This window comes from Tenacibaculum sp. ZH5_bin.1 (assembly GCF_042865525.1).
GTDB lineage: Bacteria > Bacteroidota > Bacteroidia > Flavobacteriales > Flavobacteriaceae > Polaribacter > Polaribacter mesophilus.
Genome location: NZ_JBEGIO010000002.1, coordinates 420,720 through 445,480, shown reverse-complemented (window position 1 = coordinate 445,480; position 24,761 = coordinate 420,720). Strand labels below are relative to the sequence as shown.

General features: G+C 31.9%; 24 protein-coding genes and 1 riboswitch. Of the genes, 11 read left to right on the top strand and 13 right to left on the bottom strand.

Annotated elements, in window-relative coordinates; translation table 11 throughout:
• Window positions 1-8: 8 nt before the first annotated feature.
• The 5 genes from ABHQ57_RS10060 to ABHQ57_RS10040 are packed head-to-tail and all read right to left on the bottom strand — an operon-like array spanning window position 9 to window position 3,957.
• Window positions 9-1,115 carry an ABC transporter substrate-binding protein gene (locus ABHQ57_RS10060; protein ID WP_167713773.1) on the bottom strand — a complete coding sequence of 369 codons (1,107 nt, stop codon included), beginning with the start codon at window positions 1,113-1,115 and terminating at the stop codon, window positions 9-11.
• Window positions 1,116-1,127: 12 nt separating this feature from the next.
• Window positions 1,128-1,655: an alpha-ribazole phosphatase gene (cobC, locus tag ABHQ57_RS10055; protein WP_167713774.1), complete on the bottom strand. Its 528-nt coding sequence runs from the start codon at window positions 1,653-1,655 to the stop codon at window positions 1,128-1,130.
• Window positions 1,640-2,410 (bottom strand): adenosylcobinamide-GDP ribazoletransferase, encoded by a 771-nt coding sequence (locus tag ABHQ57_RS10050; RefSeq protein WP_196781624.1) that lies wholly within the window; start codon window positions 2,408-2,410, stop codon window positions 1,640-1,642. Before ABHQ57_RS10050 ends, cobC begins: the two co-directional genes overlap by 16 nt.
• Before the next feature lie 2 nt (window positions 2,411-2,412).
• The gene (gene cobT, locus ABHQ57_RS10045) at window positions 2,413-3,450 is read right to left on the bottom strand and encodes a nicotinate-nucleotide--dimethylbenzimidazole phosphoribosyltransferase (RefSeq protein WP_167713775.1); all 1,038 of its coding nucleotides are present in this window, start codon (window positions 3,448-3,450) and stop codon (window positions 2,413-2,415) included.
• A 3-nt stretch (window positions 3,451-3,453) separates the two neighbouring features.
• Window positions 3,454-3,957 carry a bifunctional adenosylcobinamide kinase/adenosylcobinamide-phosphate guanylyltransferase gene (locus ABHQ57_RS10040; RefSeq protein WP_167713776.1) on the bottom strand — a complete coding sequence of 168 codons (504 nt, stop codon included), beginning with the start codon at window positions 3,955-3,957 and terminating at the stop codon, window positions 3,454-3,456.
• Between the two features lie 101 nt (window positions 3,958-4,058).
• On the opposite strand from ABHQ57_RS10040, the gene ABHQ57_RS10035 reads away from it, so the two are divergent.
• The 3 genes from ABHQ57_RS10035 to ABHQ57_RS10025 all read left to right on the top strand — a co-directional run bounded on the left by ABHQ57_RS10035 (window position 4,059) and on the right by ABHQ57_RS10025 (window position 8,203).
• Complete coding sequence (locus ABHQ57_RS10035; RefSeq protein WP_167713777.1) at window positions 4,059-4,997, top strand: ABC transporter substrate-binding protein; 939 nt, start codon at window positions 4,059-4,061, stop codon at window positions 4,995-4,997.
• Window positions 4,998-5,006: 9 nt separating this feature from the next.
• A riboswitch (cobalamin riboswitch) is annotated at window positions 5,007-5,202 on the top strand.
• A 30-nt stretch (window positions 5,203-5,232) separates the two neighbouring features.
• Complete coding sequence (locus tag ABHQ57_RS10030; RefSeq protein ID WP_167713778.1) at window positions 5,233-7,113, top strand: TonB-dependent siderophore receptor; 1,881 nt, start codon at window positions 5,233-5,235, stop codon at window positions 7,111-7,113.
• 4 nt (window positions 7,114-7,117) lie between these two features.
• Window positions 7,118-8,203 (top strand): YncE family protein, encoded by a 1,086-nt coding sequence (locus ABHQ57_RS10025; protein ID WP_047788716.1) that lies wholly within the window; start codon window positions 7,118-7,120, stop codon window positions 8,201-8,203.
• Between the two features lie 63 nt (window positions 8,204-8,266).
• On the opposite strand, the gene ABHQ57_RS10020 is transcribed toward ABHQ57_RS10025, so the two are convergent.
• Window positions 8,267-8,680, bottom strand: a complete 414-nt coding sequence (locus tag ABHQ57_RS10020) for a thiol-disulfide oxidoreductase DCC family protein (protein ID WP_167713779.1) — start codon at window positions 8,678-8,680, stop codon at window positions 8,267-8,269.
• Between the two features lie 149 nt (window positions 8,681-8,829).
• Here ABHQ57_RS10020 and ABHQ57_RS10015 point away from each other — a divergent pair, with 149 nt between their 5' ends.
• The 4 genes from ABHQ57_RS10015 to ABHQ57_RS10000 are packed head-to-tail and all read left to right on the top strand — an operon-like array spanning window position 8,830 to window position 13,142.
• Window positions 8,830-9,534 (top strand): ABC transporter ATP-binding protein, encoded by a 705-nt coding sequence (locus ABHQ57_RS10015; protein ID WP_073183911.1) that lies wholly within the window; start codon window positions 8,830-8,832, stop codon window positions 9,532-9,534.
• A 2-nt stretch (window positions 9,535-9,536) separates the two neighbouring features.
• The gene (locus ABHQ57_RS10010) at window positions 9,537-10,766 is read left to right on the top strand and encodes an ABC transporter permease (protein ID WP_159615007.1); all 1,230 of its coding nucleotides are present in this window, start codon (window positions 9,537-9,539) and stop codon (window positions 10,764-10,766) included.
• 2 nt (window positions 10,767-10,768) lie between these two features.
• Window positions 10,769-12,013, top strand: a complete 1,245-nt coding sequence (locus tag ABHQ57_RS10005) for an ABC transporter permease (RefSeq protein WP_159491010.1) — start codon at window positions 10,769-10,771, stop codon at window positions 12,011-12,013.
• A gap of 22 nt (window positions 12,014-12,035) precedes the next feature.
• On the top strand, window positions 12,036-13,142 hold the full coding sequence (locus ABHQ57_RS10000) for an efflux RND transporter periplasmic adaptor subunit (RefSeq protein ID WP_047788721.1): 1,107 nt from the start codon (window positions 12,036-12,038) through the stop codon (window positions 13,140-13,142).
• A gap of 259 nt (window positions 13,143-13,401) precedes the next feature.
• Here the strand turns inward: ABHQ57_RS10000 and gcvT are convergent, their stop codons facing one another.
• On the bottom strand, window positions 13,402-14,484 hold the full coding sequence (gene gcvT / locus ABHQ57_RS09995) for a glycine cleavage system aminomethyltransferase GcvT (RefSeq protein ID WP_073183917.1): 1,083 nt from the start codon (window positions 14,482-14,484) through the stop codon (window positions 13,402-13,404).
• A gap of 300 nt (window positions 14,485-14,784) precedes the next feature.
• On the opposite strand from gcvT, the gene ABHQ57_RS09990 reads away from it, so the two are divergent.
• The 4 genes from ABHQ57_RS09990 (at window position 14,785) to priA (ending at window position 18,832) form a co-directional block, all read left to right on the top strand.
• Window positions 14,785-15,330, top strand: a complete 546-nt coding sequence (locus tag ABHQ57_RS09990) for a TlpA disulfide reductase family protein (protein ID WP_073183919.1) — start codon at window positions 14,785-14,787, stop codon at window positions 15,328-15,330.
• Window positions 15,331-15,348: 18 nt separating this feature from the next.
• Window positions 15,349-15,570, top strand: a complete 222-nt coding sequence (locus ABHQ57_RS09985) for a VF530 family DNA-binding protein (protein WP_173360259.1) — start codon at window positions 15,349-15,351, stop codon at window positions 15,568-15,570.
• Between the two features lie 107 nt (window positions 15,571-15,677).
• Window positions 15,678-16,388, top strand: coding sequence for a hypothetical protein (locus ABHQ57_RS09980; protein WP_389863542.1), 711 nt, complete (start codon window positions 15,678-15,680; stop codon window positions 16,386-16,388).
• On the top strand, window positions 16,388-18,832 hold the full coding sequence (gene priA / locus ABHQ57_RS09975) for a primosomal protein N' (protein ID WP_389863540.1): 2,445 nt from the start codon (window positions 16,388-16,390) through the stop codon (window positions 18,830-18,832). Before ABHQ57_RS09980 ends, priA begins: the two co-directional genes overlap by 1 nt.
• 83 nt (window positions 18,833-18,915) lie before the next feature.
• Here the strand turns inward: priA and ABHQ57_RS09970 are convergent, their stop codons facing one another.
• The 6 genes from ABHQ57_RS09970 to ruvX form a co-directional block, all read right to left on the bottom strand.
• Entirely contained in the window at window positions 18,916-20,517 is a 1,602-nt protein-coding gene (locus ABHQ57_RS09970) for a YecA family protein (protein ID WP_389863537.1), read from the bottom strand.
• Between the two features lie 108 nt (window positions 20,518-20,625).
• Entirely contained in the window at window positions 20,626-21,351 is a 726-nt protein-coding gene (locus ABHQ57_RS09965) for a (S)-benzoin forming benzil reductase (protein WP_389863534.1), read from the bottom strand.
• A gap of 1,040 nt (window positions 21,352-22,391) precedes the next feature.
• Entirely contained in the window at window positions 22,392-23,171 is a 780-nt protein-coding gene (mazG, locus tag ABHQ57_RS09960; RefSeq protein ID WP_121146917.1) for a nucleoside triphosphate pyrophosphohydrolase, read from the bottom strand.
• 3 nt (window positions 23,172-23,174) lie between these two features.
• Window positions 23,175-23,597: a DUF5606 domain-containing protein gene (locus tag ABHQ57_RS09955; RefSeq protein WP_273695109.1), complete on the bottom strand. Its 423-nt coding sequence runs from the start codon at window positions 23,595-23,597 to the stop codon at window positions 23,175-23,177.
• Window positions 23,598-23,625: 28 nt separating this feature from the next.
• Window positions 23,626-24,210 (bottom strand): peptide deformylase, encoded by a 585-nt coding sequence (def, locus tag ABHQ57_RS09950; RefSeq protein WP_099214309.1) that lies wholly within the window; start codon window positions 24,208-24,210, stop codon window positions 23,626-23,628.
• 54 nt (window positions 24,211-24,264) lie between these two features.
• Complete coding sequence (ruvX, locus tag ABHQ57_RS09945) at window positions 24,265-24,675, bottom strand: Holliday junction resolvase RuvX (protein WP_274639970.1); 411 nt, start codon at window positions 24,673-24,675, stop codon at window positions 24,265-24,267.
• Between the last annotated feature and the right edge of the window lie 86 nt (window positions 24,676-24,761).

Below are 24,761 nucleotides of genomic sequence, written 5' to 3'. Positions count from 1 at the left end.
TCGAAAAACTACTCCACTTCCTTATAAAAAGTTAATTCGTATTCTGGTAACAAATTAGGGTGCGTAATTTTTATCAAATCTTTTAATACCAAATCTGGTCGTACAGGAGAGAGTTCAAAGTAAATTAAACCACCTGTTTCTCCTTTGTTGTGTCCAATAGAAAAAATCTTGTTAAAGGCTTCAAATTCTTTGTAATGAATGTTTGCGGTAGTTAACTGTTCTTTGGTAGCATACAAGCCACAGTTAAACCAAAAATCAGCGTGTTGTGCTTTTTCCAATACACTTTCAAAACTTAGAGGTAAGCTACCTGTTCCTTTCGTGTCTTTCCATAAGTAATTTAAGTTCGCATCGTTGTAAAACGTCGCAATAAAGCTTTCACCCGCAGGAACATTCCAAACATCTTTAAACATGCTACCAGATAAAATAGTAGGCTGTTTATCGCTGTTTTTAGCAATTTCTTTCGCTTTTAGGTATTCCTTTTCTATGTTGTTGAAAATACTATCTGCTTCCTTTTCTTTTCCGTATAAAGCCCCAAAAAATTTAATCCATTCCGCTCTTCCTAACGGAGTTTCTTCCAACCAATCGCCATTAAAAATGACAGGAATTCCTGTTTTCTTGATGTTTTGGTATAGTTTCGTATTTGGATGCAAAGCAAAACCAACCACTAATTCAGGCTCCATATCAATCAATTTTTCAGTGTTCATGTCTTGTTCCAAGCCTAATTCAACAATAAAACCTTTGTCAATTCTATTTCTTGTTCTTTTTGAAGAAACATATTTGGTGTGCGGAAAACCAACAATAGTGTTTTCAGCATTCAAAAGTTCCAACATCGGAACATGTGTAGTACTAGTAACCACCATTTTTTCAATAGGAACTTTTATTTCTTTTTTAGAAAGGTTGGTTTTATCAGTAAGTGTGTAAGAAAAATATTCATGCGAGCTTTGAAAAGCTTTTTTAATCACTAATTTTTTCACTCCGTTTTCTAAGATAATATCAAACCCTTTGGCATATTTTACAGTGCTTTTAGCAGGTTTCTTTTCAGTTGTTTTTTTAGTTTCTTGTTTACATTGTGTAAAGAACACAAATAAGGAAAGAATAAATAAATAATGTTTCATAGTAAGATGTTTTTATAGATGGAAAGTAAGTGTATCTCCGTAATTTAGTTTTAATTCAAATGATTTTTCCAACGGAATTTCATTCATATAAGCCCAAAGACTTCTCATTACACCCGCATGGGTAACAAGCACCGCTTTTTGGAAGTTTTTAGCTTTTAATTCGGTTAAAAAACTGGTAGTTCTATTGTGTAAATTGATATAGGATTCTCCGTTTTTAGCAGGGGTTTTTACAAAATCGTTCATCCAAATATCGAGTTCTTTTTTATCAATATCGTTCCATTTTTGGAGCTCCCAATCACCAAAATCAAGTTCTTTTAATCGATTGTCAAAAATTACTGTGGATGAAAGTTTTTCAGCCAAAAGCTTACAACGTTGTAAGGGACTGCTATAATACCTTACATCAGCGTCGTTGACAGGAACTTTTTTTAGAATATCGCTCGCTTCTTCCTCAAAAGTAGTCGCAACCCCTATATCTGCCTGACCATAGCATATACCTTTGGCAATATCAGGTGTGGTATGTCGTACTAAAATAACTTCCATAAGGCGAGTAGGCTTAGATAAAAAACAATTTCAGATACTTGTTGCAAAGCACCAGCGCAATCTCCTGTTTGACCACCAATCCATTTTTTAAAAAAGTGCCCCATATAAAAATAGGTGAGCAATAATGGAAGTAATACTAAAAATACCGTTGGTTTTTGAAAGAAAAATAAGGGAACTACTCCGAAAATAGCTGATATGAGTAGCGATTTACTACTCATTTGTTTGGTGGTTGGTTTTATTTTAGAACTGTCAATATCTCTTACATAGTCATGTGTATACAATAAAACCGTTGCGATAAATCGGCTAATACTATGTCCTGAGATAATTGCTAAAATTAAATTAACGGATAGGTTTTGTAAATGATATAGAGCTAAAAACTTTATAGCTAGGATAAAGACCAAACCGCTTACTCCGAAAGTTCCGAGTCTGGAATCTTTCATAATGGTTAAAATCTTTTCTTTGGTCCATCCGCCGCCAAAACCATCACAAACATCGGCAAATCCATCTTCATGAAAAGCTCCTGTAATCCAAACGGAACTAATCATACTAATTACAATAGCAATATCCGTAGGAAAAATATAAGAAAAAGCAAAATAGGCTAATGCTGCAATGCTTCCGACTACAATTCCTACTAAAGAAAAATAGCGACTGCTTTTGTTGAGTATTTCAGGAGAATGATCTACCCATTTAGGACACGGAATTCGTGTAAAAAACAATACAGCAGTTAAAAAATAATGGATTTGTCTTTTTATCATAACTAGGCTTCGCTAACATTGGCACTTTTAAAAGTAGCCATTTCGTTTAAAAAGTTTACACTCGATTGAATAATAGGAAATGCAACCGCACAACCTGTGCCTTCACCTAAACGTAAACCTAAGTTTAAAAGTGGTTCAGCATTTAAAAATTCTAACATTTTTTGATGTCCTTGTTCTCCTGAATTATGACAGAAAATACAATAGTCTAAAATATCAGATTCCATAGCATGAGCGGCCAATAGGGCAGCAGTAACAATAAAACCATCAATAAGTAAAGTCATTTTTAAAGAAGCAGCTTCTAACATGGCTCCACACATCATTACAATTTCAAATCCGCCAAAAGCAGTTAAGGCTTCCATAGGTGTTGAAATAGAATCGGCGTGTAACTTATAAACCTCACATAATGTGTCGACTTTTGTTTGTAGTCCTTTGTCATCCACTCCAGTACCTCTACCCACACAGTTTTCAATAGGTGTATTGGTAAAATAACTCATTAACAAAGCCGCAGATGATGTGTTGCTAATTCCCATTTCACCAAAACCAATAACATTACAACCTTCGCTATACACCTTTCTTACCAATTGTCTTCCTTTTTCTAAAGCTTCTTGGCATTGTTCTAGCGTCATGGCTTTGGTAGTGCTATAATCTTGTGTCCCTTTTGCTATTTTGGCATTGGTAAGTTGTGGATGCTCTTCAAAATCAGCATTTACACCAGCATCTATAATATTTAAATGAATGTTATTCTGTTTACAAAACACATTAATAGCAGCACCTCCTTGCAAAAAGTTAAACACCATTTGTTGCGTAACTTCTTGTGGGTACGGACTCACTTTTCCTGTGGTAGCAATTCCATGATCTCCTGCAAAAACCATAATAGTAGGTTTTGAGAGTACAGGTGTAGTGGTATTTTGAATTAAACCAATTTGCATGGCGATTTTTTCTAAACTTCCTAAAGCACCAATAGGTTTGGTTTTGAAGTTGATTTCTTCTTGAAGTTCGTTCTGTAAATCTTTTGATAGAGGAGTTATTGTTGTTGTCATGTGTTATTTTAAAGTTAAAGGAAGTCCAGATACCATAAAAGTAGCTTTATCAGCTAGTTTAGCTATGTGTTGGTTCGTCCAGCCTTGTAGTTGTGTGAATTTTATTCCAGATTCAGAATTGGCATGTAATCCCATACCAATTTCATTAGAAATGATGATAATATTGGCGTCAATTTCAACCAACTTGTTAATTTCTTCTTTAGCAATTTCTAATGCCTTTTCAATATCGTATTTTGTATCTACAAAGAAGTTTGTTAGCCATAGTGTAACACAATCAACAACCACCGTTTGTTTGTCAGAGATCACCTTACTTAACCATTTTTCTTCTTCAACAGTGCTCCAGCGTTCATCTCTATCAGAAATATGTCTGTCAACTCGTTGTTTGAAATCTTCATCCCAAATACGAGAGGTGGCTAGGTAAATAGGGGTGTCAGATAAAGATTCTGCTAGCTTTTGAGCATAGCTGCTTTTACCTGAGCGTTCACCTCCTGAGATATAATATATCATGAAATCGTATTTTATGTTGACACAAAGATTGGAAAGATTTTTAATAAAAAACAAATTAAAATAGAGAACTGTTTATTTTTGCTGAACTAAAACCACGAATTATGACAGTATCTTCTTTTATGCCAGCAGTAACCCAAATGATTTATGACATGGGCTTACAGAACTATTTAAACGGAATTACTTTTGAGTGTCCAGAAGTAGCTTTACAAGAAAAAGAAGTAGCTGTTCGATATAAGTTGGAAGGAAAAGTGTTAACGAGTAAAGAAATAACGGCTATTTTTTCTAAAACCAAGGCAGAAGGAAAGACGTTGTACTATGTTGATGAACCTGTTTTGGAAAGTATCGCACCCGACATTGTTTTTACACAAGATGTATGTGATGTTTGCCAGATAGATACAGAATCTGTGGCAAAATCAGCTTATAAATTACCTAAAGTTCCAGAATTAATATCAATTACTCCCAATTCTTTAGAAGACGTTTTTGAGAATGCGTTAACCATTGCAAAAGCGATGAAGCAGGAAGCGGTAGGAGAGGTATATGTGAGTGGATTGAAAAAACGTATTTATGATATTGTGGATGTACAACGTGAACACAGAATCCAGTCGAAAAGTGTGATGTTGTTAGAGTGGATTGATCCGTTGTTCAACTGCGGACACTGGATTCCTCATCAAATAGGATATGCAGGTGGAATCGATTTGTTATCGCATCCATCAGGAGATAGCATTGTAATTTCTTGGGATAAAATTGTAAAATACGATCCAGAGGTATTGATTATCGCTCCTTGCGGATACGGAATTGATAGAACACTTGAAGATATGAAGTTTTTAGAAGAAAGAGAAGAATGGAAGTCTTTGAGATCTGTAAAAAATAAACAAGTGTACATTGCCGACTTTGCCATGTTTACACAATCTTCTGCTGGTACTTTGGTGGAAGGAATTGAATGTTTGGCAAAAATGATTCACCCAGAATATTATATGCTTCCAGAAAACCTACAAACAAAATTCGCAAATTATCATGACTTGATGGTTGCTAATTTATAAGAATACTATACATTTGCCGTGATTTTTGGTTTTTCTTTAATTATCTATTAAAGAGAATTAAAAGGGAATTCGGTGCAAAACCGAAGCTGTTCCCGCAACTGTAAGCTATTAAGCTTGTAACAAATACTCAAACCACTGTTTTTTTAATGGGAAGGTATGTTACAAGACGCAAGCCAGGAGACCTGCCAATTATTATAATTTAATTAAAACTTTCGGGATAAAAGTTTAATGTATAATGAAGAAAATAACAATAATATTTATACTGTTTTTTACGATTAATCTTTTTTCTCAAAAAGATACAATAGCTATTAACAAATTAAAAGAGGTAATAGTTAACGGGAAGAGAAATGTAGAAAAAAAACGCATTGCTACAAAAGAATTAAAGATTGGGATAAAAGAACAAACAAAAAACCCTATCAACTTAACAAACCTTCTACGATATAATAGTCCAATAGCTTTTAGAGATTATGGAAATGGAGGTGTGAGTACCGCTCGTTTTAGAGGAACATCGGCTTCAAATACATTAGTGTTATGGAATGGTATTCCTATTAATGCTGTAGGAAGCGGACAAACAGATTTTAATTCATTATCTGCAAGCTTGAATGATAATATCATTGTTCAAAGTGGAGGAAATAGTGCTGAATATGGTTCTGGTGCCATTGGTGGTACGGTACACTTGAAAGATGAATTGTTGTTTAAAGAGCATCAAAAATTTCAATTATTTACTTCTTACGGAAGTTACAATACAACGTCTAATTTTTTTAAAAGCTCAGTAGGAACAGATAAGTGGAGTATAAAATTAGCTTCTACGTTTAATTATTCCGATAATGATTACACATATATTGATGAGCGGTATAAAGATGATTATGGAAACCTACTAACTAATGAAAATGGTAATTACAAAAACTACGGAATTAATTTTGTCATAGGTTATAAGTTTACTCCTACAAATACTTTATCGTTTTATTCGACCGCTTACTATGGAAATCGTTTTTTTTCCAACGGTTTCCCAAATCCATCTGCGAGTAGCGAACGAAATGAAGATTTCAATGAACGAAATTTATTACAATGGAAGTATGCGTTTTCGTCACAGTTTAAACAGGAGTTAAACTTAGCCTATCTAACACAAAAGTATAGTTATTATAGGAATAAGGATGTTGAAAATTTTGAATTTGGAAAGTCAAAAAATGTATTTATAAACCACTCTTTAACTTATAGATCATCTAATGTTTTGTCGTTTAATTACAAAACTATTTATGAAAATATAAACGGCAGTAGTTCTGATATAGGTACTGAAATAAGAAATTCAGTTGCTTTTGTAGGAAGTGTTAAATATCAACCTACTGAAAAATTAATAACGAATTTACAAGTTAGAAAAGAAATTAATTCAGATTTTAATGTGCCTCTGTCTTTATTCGTAGGAGGAGAATATAGATTAGCTAATCAATTAAACATCCTAGCCAATTTTTCAACAAATTATCGAGTACCTACTTATAATGAAATGTATTGGCCTGTAGTAGGAAATTTAAACTTAATACCAGAAAATTCAAAACAAGGGGAATTGGGAGCTTCTCTTAAAAATGAAAATATAAATATAACATCTACATTATTTTATATCCATATTAATGATAAAATTCTTTGGTTACCAACAGGTGGCAGCAATTTGTGGAGACCAAGAAATGTAGGTGATGTGGTTAATAAAGGAATTGAAACTTATGTGAGTTTTAAGAAAGAGATAGGAGAACATATAGTTGACTTCTCTTCCAATTATACGTTTACGTTAGCGGAAAATATAGAAACAAGAAAAGTATTACCATTTGCACCAAAGCATTTATTAAATTTTAATGTGGGATATGATTATAAAAGGATGAAAATTTTTATACAAAGTTTATATCAAAGTAGTGTATATACAAACCCAACAAACTCAAAAACTTATTCTGTAAAATCGGTAAATGTTCAAAACTTAGGAGTAACCTTTAAGTTATCTAGAGAACAATCAAAACTTCCAACGATAGGATTCATGCTTAATAATATATTTAATGAAGTGTATTATTTCTCAAATTTGCGTCCTATGCCAGGAACAAATTTTAATATCAATTTAAATTATAAATTTTAAACCAATGAAAATAACAAAACTACTTTTACAACTTTTTTTAATAAGTATAGTACTTATCTCTTGTTCTAGTGAAGATAAAATAGTTGAAGTAATTAGAGACAAATACGATAATGGAGTTATTGTAAGTGGAGAAGGACTTTATGGAAATAAAGATGGATTTATTTCTTACGTGAATAATGAGTTATCTGAGTCACAAAATTTTATTTATGCAGGTAAAAATGGAGCATTGTTAGCAGGATTAATTCAATCAATAGCTTTTTCTGAAACAGATGCTTATATCATTTTAAATGATGCTAATATGATTGTAATTGCAGATAGATATACTTTTAAAAAGAAGGGACAAATTACAACAGGGTTAAACAATCCAAGATATATGACTATTGTAAATGGAAAAGGATATGTTACAAACTGGGGTGATGGTGCAAATGAGAATGATGATTATGTAGCTATTATAGATATTGAAACTAATACTATTGAAGAGAATACAATTTCACTAGCTAATGGTGTAGAGCAAATTGTAAATAAAGGTAATAAATTATATATCTCACATAAAGGAGGTTGGTCATCAAACAACATTGTTTCTGTAGTAGATTTAAATAATAATAATGTAGTATCAACAATAACAGTAAAAGATAATCCTGATGATATGGCTTTTGATGCTACAGGTAATTTAATTGTTTTGTCTGAAGGTAAACCTTTAGAATATGGACCAGCTCCATACTATAAAGCTACTAAAAATACTCCTTCTTCAATTTCTATTATTAATACAACTGATAATACAATAATCAAAGAATTAGCTTTTCCTGAAAATAAAAGGGCTACTTATTTAGCATATTCTAATAACAAAATATATTATTATCAAGGAAATACAGATAAAGTTTACGGTATTAAAGAGACAGCAAATGAGTTAGCTGAAGAAGGTATTGATGTAGGAGTTATTTATGGAATGAATGTAAGAGATAATCAATTATTTGTTGCTGAATATGAATTTCAAGAAGTAAGTGAGTTAATGGTGTATGATATTAATACTAAGAATAAAATATATTCAACAGAAGTAGGAGTAGGAGCTTCAAAAATTTATTTTAATTAAGTCGTCCCCTAGAAAAGGGAAATATTGCTATGCATAAGCTCACCAATTTGGTGAGCTTGTTTTTTATAAAAACTTTTCTTGTATTTCTTTAGAAGGAACCATACAGGCATCTTTTTTACCAAACCATTTATAGCGATTTTTAGCAATGTAATCGTATACTAAGTTTCTAAAACTCTCTGGAAATATCAAAAAAAATTGCGTTAATTTCCAAACTCCACCAAAATCATTCATAATTTTTAACGCAGCTGTAGATTTAATATCATAAGCAACATTTGGCTCGTATAAAATAATAGAATCAACCTTGGAAGTGTCTATCCCTAAATATTGTGTTATTTCTTTTCCTATATCCGATTGAAGAGAAGTAAAAACAAACTGATTTTTAACATCATATTTTATAACTTTTAGCACACTATCGTTGCAAAAATTACAGACACCATCAAATAAAATCACTTTTTTATTACTAGGTAAATTGTTCATATTTAATTTTTTTCAAAAAATTAAGTGTTAACTTGTAACATAAATCAAAATTAAGCGTCTTGTAAGAAAGTAAATAATGATTTAACAATAATTTATTAGTAGATTAGAAGAATTAGTATTTATTTTTTATTTAAAAATTAACTAACACTATGATTCGAATAGAAAATCTTCACAAATCTTATCCTATAGGAAAAGACTCACTTCATGTTTTAAAAGGATTAGATTTACATATAAAAGAAGGCGAATTTGTATCAATTATGGGGTCTTCAGGATCGGGGAAATCTACCTTATTAAATATTGTAGGTTTATTAGATACACATGATGAAGGAAACTATTACTTAAACGGACAGTTGATAGAAAACTTAAATGAAAAGAAAGCTGCAGTATTACGTAATAAGTTTTTAGGATTCGTTTTTCAGTCATTCAATTTGATTTCTTATAAGACAGCCTTAGAGAATGTAGCATTACCATTATACTATAAAGGAGTTGGCAGAAAAGAACGATTAGAAATAGCCTTAGAATATCTTGAAAAAGTAGGGTTAAAAGAATGGGCTAATCACTTACCAAATGAACTTTCTGGAGGTCAAAAGCAACGTGTAGCAATTGCAAGAGCTTTAGCTACCAAGCCAAAAGTTGTATTAGCAGATGAACCAACAGGAGCGTTAGATTCTACAACAACCGATTCGGTAATGGATTTATTAAAAGAAATTAACGATGAAGGTATGACTGTTTTTGTAATTACACACGAAGAAGAAGTAGCAGAACAAACTAATAGAGTTGTTCGGTTAAAAGATGGTGTTATTATTAGCGATGAGTTAACAAAAACAGCAACGAATAAAGCAAAAGCAATTTAATTATGTTTGATTTAGATCGCTGGAGAGAAATATTTCAAAGTATTGGTAAAAATAAGCTGCGTTCGGTTTTATCAGGATTTACGGTAGCTTTTGCAATTTTATTGTTTACACTATTATTTGGAATTGTATCTGGATTACAAAATCAGTTTAAAACAGCTTTTGTAGACGATGCAACCAATGCTATGTTTGTAAGAGTGTGGAAAACCTCTAAGCCATACAAAGGGTTACAAACAGGAAGAAGAATTCAGCTAAAAAATAAGGATTTTGATTATGTTAAAGATGAATATGAAAACAAGATTCAACATTTAACAGCAAGAATATACAAGAGTGTAAATATAACTTATAAGAACAATCAAAATAATTATCAATTACGAGCTGTACATCCAGATCATCAATTTTTAGAAAAAACAATTATTGATGAAGGAAGGTATATTAACGAGTTAGATTTAAAAAATAATGCAAAGGTTATTATTATTGGTCGTCTTGTTAAACAAGATTTATTTGGAGAAAAACCAGCTTTAGGAAAAAGAGTAAATGTTGATGGTATTTCATATAAAGTAGTCGGAATATTTTCAGATAAAGGAGGAGATAATGAAGAACGATTAACCTACATGCCTGTAACAACAGCACAAAAACTATACGGAAATAACGATTATATCAGTCAAATTAATATAGGGTATAATCCAGATTTAAATTTAGATCAGGCTATTACGTTTGGTAATCGACTAGAAAGAGATTTACGTAAAAAGTTAGACATTCACCCTGATGACCAAAGTGCTTTATCCGTAAGAAATATGGCAGAAGCAAACAAAGGAATCAACCAATTTATGTTTGCATTGTACTTTATTGTCATATTTGTAGGCTCTGGAACTTTAATAGCAGGAATTATTGGTATTAGTAATATTATGATTTTTGTTATTAAAGAACGTACAAAAGAATTCGGAATTCGTAAGGCTTTAGGAGCAAAACCATCTTCAATAATTGGTATGGTAATTCAAGAATCTATTTTAATAACAACCATAGCAGGGTACTTAGGTTTAAGTTTAGGAACCTATATTTTAAGTGCTATTGGAGATAGTTTAGAAAAATACTTTATAAAAGACCCAAGTGTAAGTCCGGGAATTGTAATAGGAGCTACCATTATTTTAATCTTATCAGGATTAATAGCAGGGTATTTACCAGCAAAAAAGGCAGCACAAATTAAACCAATTGTAGCACTAAGAGCAGACTAATTATGAAGTTTTTATTTGATTCAGACACTTGGCAAGAAATTTACGGAAGTATTCGTAAAAATAAATTAAGAACAGGTATTACTATTGTAGGGGTACTATGGGGAATTTTCATATTAGTAGTCTTGTTAGGCGCTGCTCGTGGTATGGAAAATAACTTTAAAAGAATTTTTGGAGATTTTGCTACCAACAGTGTTTTTTTATGGACACAGAGAACAGACATGCCTTTTAAAGGGTTTCAAAAAGGAAGAAGATTTGATTTAACATTTAAAGATATTGAAGTTCTTGAAAAAGAATATAGTAATGAAATAAAGTTATTGGCGCCTAGAAATCAAACTAATGGTACTGTTGTTAAAGATTTTAAATCAGGTGATTTTCAGGTTAGTGGAGATTATCCCGTTTTAGATCGTGTACAAAAGAAAGATTTGATCTATGGAAGATTTCTCAATCAGAATGATATAAAGAACAACTCTAAAGTTTGTGTTATTTCTGAAGATATGTACAAACAACTCTTTGATAAAAAAGAAGTACCTATTGGGCAGTATGTAAAAATTAGTAACGTTAATTACAAAGTTGTAGGTGTATATAAACCTTCAAATACTATAGATATTGATGGAGATACAGCTTACATTCCATTTACAACCTTTCAAAAAGTATACAACACATCTAATAAAGTAGATTGGATGATGATTACAGCTAATGAAGGAGTAGATATCAAGCAGATGGAAAAAGATATTTTGTTAACCTTAAAAAACTTGCATAAAGTACACCCAGAAGATAAAAGAGCTTTTGGAAGTGTAAATTTAGGAGACCAAATAGATAAATTAATGGGCTTTTTAACAGGAATGCAGTTTTTAACATGGTTTGTTGGGATTGCAACCTTAATAGCAGGAGTTTTTGCCATTGGTAACATTTTATTAATTACCGTAAAAGAGCGTACGAAAGAAATTGGAATTAGACGAGCTTTAGGAGCAACTCCAATAAGTATTAAAAGACAAATAGTATTAGAGTCAGTGTTTTTAACCACTGTGGCAGGAATGCTAGGAATTATTTTTGGAGGACTTGTTCTATTCCTATTAGATCTTTTAGTAGGAGGAGGAGACGATCCAACATTAGTAAATCCAACCGTAAATATACCCATAGTAATGCTAGCCTTTTCAATCCTAGTAATTTTAGGAACTTTAATAGGATTAATACCAGCATATATGGCAACAGTAGTAAAACCAATCGAAGCATTAAGAGAAGAATAAAAAAAGAAATAATCAATTAATCATGAGCAAAAGAGCAAAAATTATCTTAGGAATAGTAGCACTATTATTTGTAGTCATCCTAATTTGGTTAGGAAAGAAAAATCAAAAAAGTGTGGTAACCTATGAAACAGAGAAACCATTCAGAACTACAATTGTTAAAAAAGCAGTAGCTACAGGAAAAGTTGTTCCTTTAGAAGAAGTTGAAATAAAACCTCAAATAGCAGGAATTATAGATAAAATAGTTGTTGAAGAAGGAGCAATAGTGAAAGCAGGTGATTTGTTAGCAACGGTAAGAGTAGTACCTAACGAACAATCGTTACAAAGTGCCAGAGGAATGATTAACTCTATACAAATTAGACTAAACAATGCAAAAACGCAATATGATAGAAATAAAAACTTATTCGACAAAGGCGTAATTTCTAGTCAAGATTTTGAAGCATCGCAATTATCATACAATCAAGCAAAAAATGACTTAAGAAATGCTCAAAACGATTATCAAATAATTAAGAAAGGATCTGTAGGTTCTGCCGGAGCTAATACAAATATTAGAGCGACAACCTCTGGTATGGTTGTAGAAATTCCTGTAAAAAAAGGATATCAAGTTATTCAATCAAATAACTTTAATGAAGGTACAACCATAGCAACAATAGCTGATATGGAGAAAATGATTTTTGAAGGTAAAGTAGATGAATCAGAAGTAGGAAAATTAGTAAAAGGATCAAACATTGAAGTTTCATTAGGAGCCATTGAAAATAAAAAATTTCCAGCAATATTAAACTTTATAGCACCAAAAGGAACAGAAGAAAACGGAGCTGTACAGTTTAAAATTAAAGCAGATGTAAAACTTGATGATAATTATTTTGTAAGAGCAGGATACAGTGCGAATGCAGATATAGTATTAGAGAAAAAAGATAGTGTTTTATCTATTAAAGAATCGTTATTACGTTTTGATAAGAAAACAGAAGAGCCTTATGTAGAAATAAAAAAGGGAGATGAGGAGTTTGAAAAGCGTGAGTTAAAACTAGGAGTTTCAGACGGAGTAAATATTGAAGTTTTAGAAGGAGTTACTGCTTCTGATGAAATTAAAATCTGGAACAAAGCATCAAAAGACGATGAGAAAAAAGATTAATAATATTTAAATTATTGATTTACAGTGTTAAAGCAGTTCTTTTAGGAGCTGCTTTTTTACTTTTAAGGAATAAAATAACACACTCATATCTAAAAAGGTGTCATTTAAGGAAGTTAAAACTAAAAAGGCTTTTTTGTTCTAGATATTTGAAGTGCTCAAAGTAAAAATGAGCATTTAATTTAATTTTTTGGGGAAAATTAAATTATTCTTTAAGGGGTAAAAGCAGCTTTTAAAAGCTGCTTTTTTTTAAGAAATATTATTAACCTTTATAAAAAGGTAACTTCACTACTTTAGCAGGAATTTGTTTCTTACGAACTTGGATAAAAATATCACTATCAACTTTAGAGTTTTCAATAGTAACATATCCTAATCCAATTCCTTTTCCTAACGACGGACTCATCGTTCCTGAAGTAACACGACCAATATTGTTTCCATCGGTATCAACAATTTCGTAATCATGACGAGGAACACCACGCTCAGTTAATTCAAATGCAACTAATTTACGAGTAACACCCGCTTCTTTTTGAGCTTTTAAAGCTTCAGCATTTACAAAGTCTTTCGTAAACTTAGTAATCCATCCTAAGCCAGCTTCTAAAGGAGAGGTCGTATCATCAATATCGTTACCATATAAGCAATATCCCATTTCTAAACGTAAAGTATCACGAGCAGCCAACCCAATAGGCTTAATTCCCCAATCTTTACCAGCTTCAAAAACCTTGTTCCAAAGTTGTTCAACATCTTCATTTTTTACATATACTTCAAATCCACCAGAACCAGTATATCCAGTAGCAGAAACTACTACATTCGGAATTCCAGCAAAATCAGTGATTTCAAAAGTATAGAATTTAATATTCGATAAATCAACTGAAGTTAACGATTGCATTGCTTCTGCAGCTTTAGGACCTTGAATAGCTAATAACGACCAATCTTCAGAACGATTTTCCATTTCAACATTCAAATCGTTGTGTTGAGAAATCCAGTTCCAATCTTTTTCAATATTAGAAGCGTTTACTACCAACATATACTCATTTTCAGCAATCATGTAAATAATTAAATCATCTACAATTCCTCCATCAGCATTAGGCATACAGCTATATTGTGCTTTACCAGGAACTAATTTAGAAGCGTCGTTAGAAGATATTTTTTGAATTAAAGCCAAAGCGTTTTCTCCTTTTAAAAAGAACTCTCCCATATGGCTTACATCAAAAACACCAACTCCTTTTCTAACAGTTTCGTGTTCAGCAGTTACTCCTTCGTATTGTACAGGCATATTATAACCTGCAAAAGGAACCATTTTTGCTCCCAAAGCCTCATGTACATGTGATAAAGCTGTATTTTTCATGTGTTTGTTTTTTATTGTTTTTGTAACCTTTTAACGAATAAAATAATAAGTAAACATTATTTTATTCATGTTGGTTTTATTATTGTGTATTGTTTGTTTAAAAAAGTGATGCTAAAGTATTGAAAAATTAGCAAACAATACAGTTGAATTTGAGTAATATGTAAGAGTATATTACCCAAATGTTTGTTAATATTTTCTTTGTTTTAGCTAAGAATAGTAGATTTGATGAAAAATTAAAAGAAAAAGTTGTTGTAATTTCTTAACGTTTGAAACGACAACCTGAATCAAAGGATAAACTTAATGAAGCTGAACAAAAAAACAATCTTAAACATTGCATTTGTTATAATAATTGGCCTATTATTATACCCACCAACTAAAATTTATTTTATTAGGTTAGTTTCGTTTTCTCCTTCAACTATTACTGAAGAAAAAAGAGAAATGTTAAACGACTACAATTGGAATCTTAAAGGCTTAAATACTTCGAATATAGATTTTAATGAAACTAAGAATAAAGTAGTTTTTGTAAATTTTTGGGCAACTTGGTGTCCACCTTGTATTGCCGAAATGCCAAGTATTCAAAAGTTATATGACGATTATAAAGACAAGGTTGAATTTGTATTTGTGAGTAACGAAGACTGGACGACTATTGAGGCTTTTTATAAAGACAAAGGGTATGATTTACCAACGTATAACATTTTATCAAAAGTACCAGATCAACTAGTAAGCAATTCAATTCCTGCGACGTTTATAATTGATAAAAACGGAACTATTGTCGTAGATAAAAAAGGACCTGCCGATTGGAATAGTGATAAATTTAGAATTTTGTTAGACGAATTACTACAATAGAATATTTACCTTTGTAGCATGAGTCAAGAACAACCAAACAATCCGCTTCACGGAATAAAACTAGCCACCATGTTAGAAGAATTATATTTAGAGTATGGTTGGGAAGAAATGGGAGAGATGTTAAATATAAATGCTTTTAAAAAGAATCCAACCTATACATCTAGTTTAAAATTTTTAAGAACAACACCTTGGGCGAGAGCTAAAGTAGAAAGGTTGTACTTAGAAATGATAAGTAATTAAATCAAACAACCCTATAGAGTTTAGTATAAAATACCGTACAAACTAAAGGTTAAATACACAAACTTAGTATTTATAGTCTGCTCATTTTTGTGTAGTTTTGATGTTAGATGAAGAAAACCACTTTTTACATACTTCCTGTTTTATTTCTGCTAATTATTTCTTGTTACAAAACAGTAAAGGAACAAGCCTTAACTATGAAAGATGTTTTTCCTACACAGAAAAATACAGACTCAACTTTTGTTTTTGATTTAGATACGGTGAAGAACTTTGAGTCACTAACCTCAGTTTTTTGTAAGAACTATTATAAAAAGAAAACAAGATATTTTATAAAAACATCTAAAAATGATATTCCTTTTTCAATTAGAAAAATTATTGTTTGTGGTAATGCAGCTTGTGGATTAATTAAATTTAAAAATATATTATATATTGATTCTTCTATAGATAGTTTGTTTTATCATAACCGAATAAAATATAATTTTAATACAGTTAGCTTAGAAAAGATGTTGGAGAAACAGTTTTTTAATAATAGAGAAAATCCTGAATTTGCTGATAGTCCACATAAAAGTTTGCTGTTTTTAGAATTTTCAGAAAGCATAGATAGTTCTAAAGAAAGTTTAAAAAATAAAATGGATACTATTTCAACATCATATTATAATTTTATTACTGGTTTTAATAAGAAAAATACAGATTCTCTTAAGAAAAAATATCCATTACAGATCATATTAGAAAAAGCTTTTCCGTTTATAGATGAAAATGGGAATCGTACTAATTTTTACAATTCACCCCCACCACCAGCTCCATTAGAAATAGTAGAATAATGTCATATTTCATCGACGTCATATTACCCATTCCGTTACAAAAAACGTTTACCTATACGGTAACCGAAGCAGAAGCCTCTTTCCTAAAAAAAGGAATGCGTGTAGCGGTTTCTTTCGGAAAAAGTAAGATATATACCGCATTGGTGTTTAACATTCACCAAAATGCACCCGAAGTATACGAAGCCAAAGACATTCATCAAATATTAGATGATACGCCTATTATAACGGAACAACAGTTAAAACATTGGCAGTGGATTTCGAGCTATTATATGTGTTCGTTAGGCGATGTGTATAGAGCAGCTTTACCATCCGCTTTTCTGTTAGAAAGTGAAACCATCATCTATAAAAATGAAAACTTTGAAGAGGAAGCAATACTAACTGATGAAGAGTTTTTAATTTTTGAAGCCTTACAACATCATTCACAGTTAACCATTCATCAAGTTGCTGATATTTTAGGAAAGAAAACCGTACTTCCTATCATTAACGGATTGATTGAGAAGAACGCAATTTACATTAAAGAAGAAATTTACGAAACGTACAAACCTAAACTGGTTAAGTATGTTCGGTTACATAACAACTATAACTCAAATGAAGGCTTACAAACGCTTCTAGAGGAACTTTCAAGAGCGAAAAAGCAACGAGAAGCTGTGTTAACGTATTTTCAGTTAGCAGCGGCTAAAAAGCCAATAAAAGCAAAAGATTTAGAAGAACAATCGGGAGCTTCTTCCGCAGTTTTAAAAGCCTTGGTAGAGAAAGATATTTTTGAATTTTATCATATTCAAACCGATCGAATTAACTATCAAGGGGAAACGAATCAGATAAAAGAACTGAATGAGTTTCAACAAGAAGCTTTCAATCAAATAAAAACTTCTTTTGAAACACAACAAGTAAGTTTATTACACGGGGTTACAGGTTCTGGTAAGACAGAAATTTATGTAAAACTGATTAAAGAAGTGATTGCTGAAGGAAAACAGGTATTGTTTTTACTACCAGAAATCGCCTTAACAACCCAAATCATTACCCGTTTACAAAATTATTTTGGAAACTTTATTTCGGTATTCCATTCAAAATACTCGATGAACGAACGAGTAGAGGTGTGGAATAATGTGTTAGAAAATAAACCGAAAGCGCAGGTTATTTTAGGAGCGCGTTCTTCGTTGTTTTTACCGTTTTCAAATTTAGGGTTGATTGTTGTGGATGAAGAGCACGAAACGTCTTACAAACAGTTTGAACCGTCACCCCGTTACAACGCACGTGATGCTTCAGTAGTATTAGGACATTTACACCAAGCAAAAGTATTGTTAGGCTCTGCAACACCATCAATAGAGAGTTATTTTAACGCTGAGCAAAACAAATACGGATTTATAGAATTAACTCGTCGTTTCGGAAACATTCAGTTGCCTAAAATCGAGCTGATAGACATAAAAGAAAAGCATCGAAAAAAGGAAATGAACGGTCATTTTTCGGATCGTTTGTTAAAAATGATTACCGAAGCTTTAGACGAAAAAGAGCAGGTCATTTTATTTCAAAACCGACGTGGGTTTTCGCCTGTGGTTGAATGTACTACTTGTGGGGTGTCTCCTCAATGTCCGAATTGTGATGTGAGTTTAACCTATCATAAATTCCGTAAAGAGTTAAAATGTCATTATTGTCATTACCAACGTGCGATGCCAAACAGTTGCGGTGCTTGTGGAAGTGCTACCTTAGACACCAAAGGTTTTGGAACGGAGCAAATAGAACTAGAATTAAAAGAACTATTTCCAAATCATAACATTGGACGAATGGATTTAGATACCACGCGCGGTAAATATGGGTATCAAAAGATTATTGGGGCTTTTGAAGCGCAAGAAATTGATATTTTGGTAGGAACGCAAATGCTTTCGAAAGGATTGGATTTTGAAAACGTATCGTTGGTAGGAATCTTAAATGCAGATGCTATGCTCAATTTCCCTGATTTTAGAGCACATGAACGTGCCTTTCAGTTGATGGTACAAGTATCGGGTAGGGCAGGACGTACTAAAAAGCAAGGAAATGTAGCCATACAAACTTACAATCCGTATCATCAGATTTTACAGCAGGTATCTACTAACAACTATACAGAAATGTATAAAGAGCAGTTGCAAGATCGTTGGCAGTTTCATTATCCGCCGTACTATCGTTTGATAAAAATTACCTTAAAACACAAAGATTACACGCGTGTTGATAACGGTATCAACTGGTTAGCCAAAGCTTTACAAAATGTGTTTCATGAAAATGTATTAGGCCCCACAGCGCCTGCAGTTTCTCGTATTCGAAACCAGTACATTAAGAATTTAGTAATTAAAATACCGCCAAAACAATCGTTAGGAAAAACCAAAGAACAACTACAAAAAATTAAAAATACTTTTGAAGCCGTCAAAGATTTTAGACCCATCCGTTTTATTGTGGATGTGGATGCTTATTAGAATTTAAATTGATATTGGATTAAGAAAATTTGTTAGTAGGAGGAAACCGCAGCAAATTACCATATACTTTGTTGGTAACTAGTTTATAAACAACATTTTTTAAATTTAATTCCACTACCACAAAAACAAAAATCATTTCTACCAATGTTTTTAATTAATTCAATAAAGTTAGGTTCATTTCTATTTAAGAGTTTAGGATAATAATCTTTATCAAACTTTTGAGCAAAATCGTTATCAATTCCAACAAAATCTGAATTCGGAAACTTTTTTAAATCATTTTTTAAGTACATTCCAAAATACGTTAATTCATTATCGGCAAAGAAATATTTTGAATTAATTGTTCTTTTTTTTAGATAATCAAATAAATTATCAAAATCATTAATGTAATGTAAGATGATTTCTAAATCAAAGATACTCATTGCGACTGGAATAGTGTTTTCTTGGTGGAAGAATAATCTTGTATGAGCTGTTATAGAAGCATAATTATCAAGAACTATACAAGCATGATATATTTCTTCTATTTTTCCATAATCAATCTTTTTTCCACTTTCTTTTGATAGTAAAAAGCAATTATTTTTTAATATGTATTCATAGGGTATTAAAGCTTGATTATTGGCATCTTGAATAGCAAGTTTAAAATCTTTATGAAACTGTTTAATGTTACCTTCTTTGGAAAGCTGAGTTAATCGTTTAGCTTTTACTTGAAAGATTAGCATTTTATTATTTTCAATAATGCAAACATCAATGTCGGTTAATGTTTCTGTTTTTTTTTGTTTAACTTCAAGTTCTGTGTGTATGTTTGTCTTATTAATTTTTCTCTCTAAAATTTCTTTGACAATTTTTTCTGCTGAATCTCCTCTGTTTTTAAGAGCAATAGACGAATATTTTTTGTCATTATTCATCCAATAAAATGGACTGTCATAAATCGTTTCTGCTAATAAATAAGGGATTGGAATTGTGTAATTATTTCCGTTTTTTAATACAGGTCTAATTCTAAAAGTATTAAAATCTCCAAATTCATTAAAGTTTTGATTCAAAACTTCATCGTCTTTTATAGATATACTATCTAATATTTTTATAAAATTTGGATTCTTTTTGAACACATAGTTATTTGCAGAAATAGTGTAAAATTTAGAAATATCTTTTCTGAATTTTTCCGTATTGAGTTTATAGTTCAGTAATGTTTTAATATAATTAAAAAGCTCTTTAGCCTCTTTTAATTTAAATCCTTTATTTTCCAATATCCAGTTTTCATCGAGTTTGTATTTCTTCTCATAAAAATTAAAATATTGATAATCATATGCACCTGAACCAGCATAATATATTGTTTCTTTTATAGCTTCAGGACTATTTAAAAAATCAATTTGATAATCAGTTTTTGTAGGGTCAAGTTTTGGGAAAAAAGATAAAAAAGTCATGTGATAATCATCCATGAGTTGATGGATAATTTTTGCATGCTTTTCAATGGTTAAGTTTTTGTTTAGGACTTTGTTTCTGTTCTTTAACCAAAGACCTAAAAGGAATGAAACCTCATATTCATTCAGTATCACTTTCAAATCTCTAGTTTCTAATTCTTTAAAATTACAATTTAAATTCTTGTCTATAAGAAATAACACAAGTTTTAGAAAATTAGAATAAGATGATAATTCGTTTAATTTATTCAGGATTTTTTCTTTTTCGTCCATAATTTTCTAAAACTTGTTGCAACTCGTTTGAGAATATGAATTCATTTTAATGATTTATATTCAATAACAGACAAGTTACTAGAAAGTAATTTATAATCAAATTATATTTTAAAAATTCCGAATATCCACAATATCCCCATTTTGTAGTTTGTTTTGGGTGTCTATGGTAAAAATAGTTTCTGCAACGTACTCAGGAGTGTACAACTGGTCGTTTTCTTTTAAATCGATAAAACGTTGTACGTTTTTAAAATCTTTTTCATTGGTACTTCTAATATCAGTTTGCATGTTGGTATCAACCACACCAGGGTAAATAGCATTGCATTTTACGCCATTTTTAAGCTCGTTTTGTTCCGCAGCAATGGTTTTGGTCATCATATCAATCGCAGCTTTAGACGTACAGTAAATACTCCAACCTTCATAAGGTTTTACCGCAGCCCCAGAAGAAATACTAATAATCTGTTTTTTACAGGTTAACTGTTGTGTGGCTTTGATAAACAAACTGGATAAAATCAGTGGAGTAGTGGTATTCAAATGAATACTTTTGGCAATATCTTCCGAAGGAATATTTTCTAGGTTCGCTATGGTACCGAGTCTTCCCGCATTATTCACCAAGGTAATCGATGAAACTTCCAATTTCTGAATTTCGTCTAATAACATTTTAAACGTGTTGTGTGTGGCTTTGGTATCAGATAAATCCACAGAAAGCTGTACCACATTTTCTAAATCGACAATGCTTCTGGATAGTGAGTATACTCTGTAATTTTCTTGTGCGTATTTTTCGGCTAAGGCTCTACCAATTCCTTTACTTCCTCCGGTGATGATGATAATGTTCATAGGGTAAAAATAGGGAAATATTAGTAGTTGTACTCTAAATTGTGAGATTTCTCCCTTCGGTCGAAATGTCGAGTAACGTTATAGCGAGGAGTGATAACGACGTGGCTATTTTTTAGTGGATACAAAGATTGCTTCGTTCTCACTCGCAATGACGGTTGGGTTCTTAGTTGTCATTTCGAAGGAGGTACGACTGATAAATTTTATAATAGAGTGTTTGTGACTCTAAAGAGTACTTGGAACTTCATTAGATGAGATTCCTCTCTCGCGTTCGGAATGACAGGGAACATCATAGCAAGGAGTAGTAACAATTAAAGGAATTGGTAGCGGATGTTACTATTCTTTTTATATTATGTAGATGTTGTCTTAACCTTCAGACAGTAGTGTCTAAAGTCATAGGATAGTACTGTCTGGTGCCAACGGACAGCAGTGTCGTGTGTTATGGTACTTATAATGACGTTCGAGAGTTGTCATTTCGAACCAAGCGATAGCGAAGTGTGAGAAATCTTATAATCGAATATTTGTAACTCTAAATGTATCTGTGACTTTATTGGCTGAGATTTCTCCCTTCGGTCGCAATGACGAGTAACGTTATAGCGAGGAGTGATAACGACGTGGCTATCTTTTAGTGGATACAAAGATTGCTTCGTTCTCACTCGCAATGACGGTTGGGTTGTTAGTTGTCCTTTCGAAGGAGGTACAACTGCGAAATCTTATAGTTGATTGTTTGTGACTCCAAAGAGTACTTGGAACTTCATTGGCTGAGATTCCTCTCTCGCGTTCGGAATGACAGGAAATATCATAGCGGGGAGGTCATTGAACCTAAACTTAACTCGAAACGAGCTAAAGTACTATTAAACTTGATATGTATAGTGGAAAAGCCTTTTCGTGCATAGTGGAAAAGACATTTAGTGCCTAATAGAAGTGGTATTTAGTGCCTACTAAAAATGTCTTTATTCCCAATTATGATTATTTGAAGAATTCTTTTGAATTTTCTCAATTATGACTATTTGAATAATTCTTTCGAATTCTCCCAATTATGACTATTTGAAAAATTCCTTAGAATTTTCCCAATGCACATCCATTTCAGCGAGGGTCATGTCAGAAAGTTGCTTGCCTTCTTTTTTGGCAGCTTCTTCTAAAAACTGAAAGCGGTTGATGAATTTCTTATTGGTTTTTTCTAGGGCATTTTCAGGATTTACCCCAATAAAACGAGCGTAGTTAATCATGGAGAACAAAACGTCTCCAAACTCTTTTTCTATTTTCTCCTGATTGTTGTTTTTGATTTCTTCGTTCAACTCAGAAAGCTCTTCTTGAACTTTTTCCCACACTTGATGTGGTTCTTCCCAATCAAAACCAACACCTGCAACTTTATCTTGAATACGATTGGCTTTTACTACTGCAGGTAAACTTTTTGGAACGCCTTCTAAAACCGATTTATTCCCTTCTTTTAGTTTGAGCTTTTCCCAGTTTTTCTTAACGTCTTCTTCGTTTTCAACCACCACATCACCATAAATATGCGGATGACGGTCAATAAGTTTATCTGAGATTGCATTGGCAACATCAGCAATATCGAAAGCTTGTTTTTCGCTTCCTATTTTAGCATAAAAGACGATGTGCAAAAGCACATCGCCTAATTCTTTTTTTATTTCTTGTAAATCGTTGTCTAAAATAGCATCTGCTAACTCGTAGGTTTCTTCAATAGTTAAATGACGTAGACTTTGTAAGGTTTGTTTTTTATCCCACGGGCACTTCTCACGAAGATCGTCCATGATGTCTAACAAACGATTAAAGGCGGCTAACTGTTGCTTACGAGTATTCACGATTTAAGCTTCTTCTGTAGTTGTTTCTTCAGCTTCAGCTAACGTACTAAAGTCAAATTCAGCTTTCGCTAAGATGTTGTACCACTGAATTACTTTTTTAATGTTTGAAGCGTACACACGTTCTTCATCAAATCCAGGTAATACTTCTCCAAAATAAGTAGTTAATTTATTAGCGCTCTCTTTGTGAGAAATAGCTTCTTTACCATCTTCTTTATCAGCAATATTTTTAAGTACTTGTGCTAAAGGCACTTCTTCTTCGTACGTGTAAATAGCGATATTTTCTAATAAGCTTACGTTATGAGTAGCAGTAATAGGAAAACGTTTACCGTCAACAATAGATTTTACGATAACTCCTGTTTTAGTTTGTGATAAGATTTCATACAAACCTGGCTTACCTGTTACAGCTATAATTTTGTTAAATTCCATGTCTTAATGTTTTTTTAGTGTATAACTATTATCTTTTAGCATTAGGAAAACGCATGCGATATCCAGCGTTTACTTTCCCTTTAGAAATATTGTCTAATTTCTTTTTAATTAATCTCTTTTTTAATGAAGAAAGTTTATCGGTAAACAAAATTCCTTCAATATGGTCATATTCATGTTGAAAAACACGTGCAGGTAATCCGCTTAACGTTTCTGTGTGTTTTTCAAAATTTTCATCTTGGTATTCAATAGTAACTTTTTCTTGACGAAAAACATCTTCGTTAATGGTTGGAATACTTAAACACCCTTCATTAAAAGCCCATTCGTCACCTTCTTCTTCAATAATTTTAGCATTGATAAATACGCGATTAAAGTTTTTGAAAACTTCTTTTTCTTCTTCACTTATATCGTCATCTTCTGCAAAAGGAGAAGCATCAATAACAAATAAACGGATGTCTTTTCCTATTTGAGGAGCTGCTAAACCAAGTCCGTTAGCATTGTACATAGTCTCTCTCATATCAGCAATTAATTTGTCTAACTGCGGATAGTCTTTATCGATTTCTTTTCCTACTTTACGTAAAACGGGATCTCCGTATGCTACAATGGGTAAAATCATTTACTTTTTAATTTTAAGGAATGCAAAAATACAAAGAATGCTTTTGGTAGAAAATTATTTGTTGTATAAATACGACTGTAAGATGATTGTAGCACTTATTTCGTCTACTAAAGCTTTATTTTGACGTTGTTTTTTCTTTAAACCGCTATCAATCATTGTTTGAAAAGCCATTTTAGAGGTAAAACGCTCATCTACACGTTTTATAGGGATAGAAGGGATAGCTTTTTCAAGCTTTTGTAGAAAAGGAGTTATGAGTACTTCACTTTCACTATCAGAATTATCCATCTGCTTTGGTTTTCCTACTAAAAAAAGTTCAACATTTTCTTTTTGAGTATACTCTTTTAAAAATGTGATAAGTTCAGAAGTATCTACAGTTGTTAAACCCGAAGCAATAATTTGAAGTTCATCGGTTACAGCAATACCTGTTCTTTTTTTTCCAAAATCTATGGCTAATATCCTGCCCATTCTATAAGTTTTTGCAAAGGTAGCTAAATTAAACAAGGAAGAAATATCTGTTTAAAAAATGTATCTTCGCAGTATATTATGGAAAG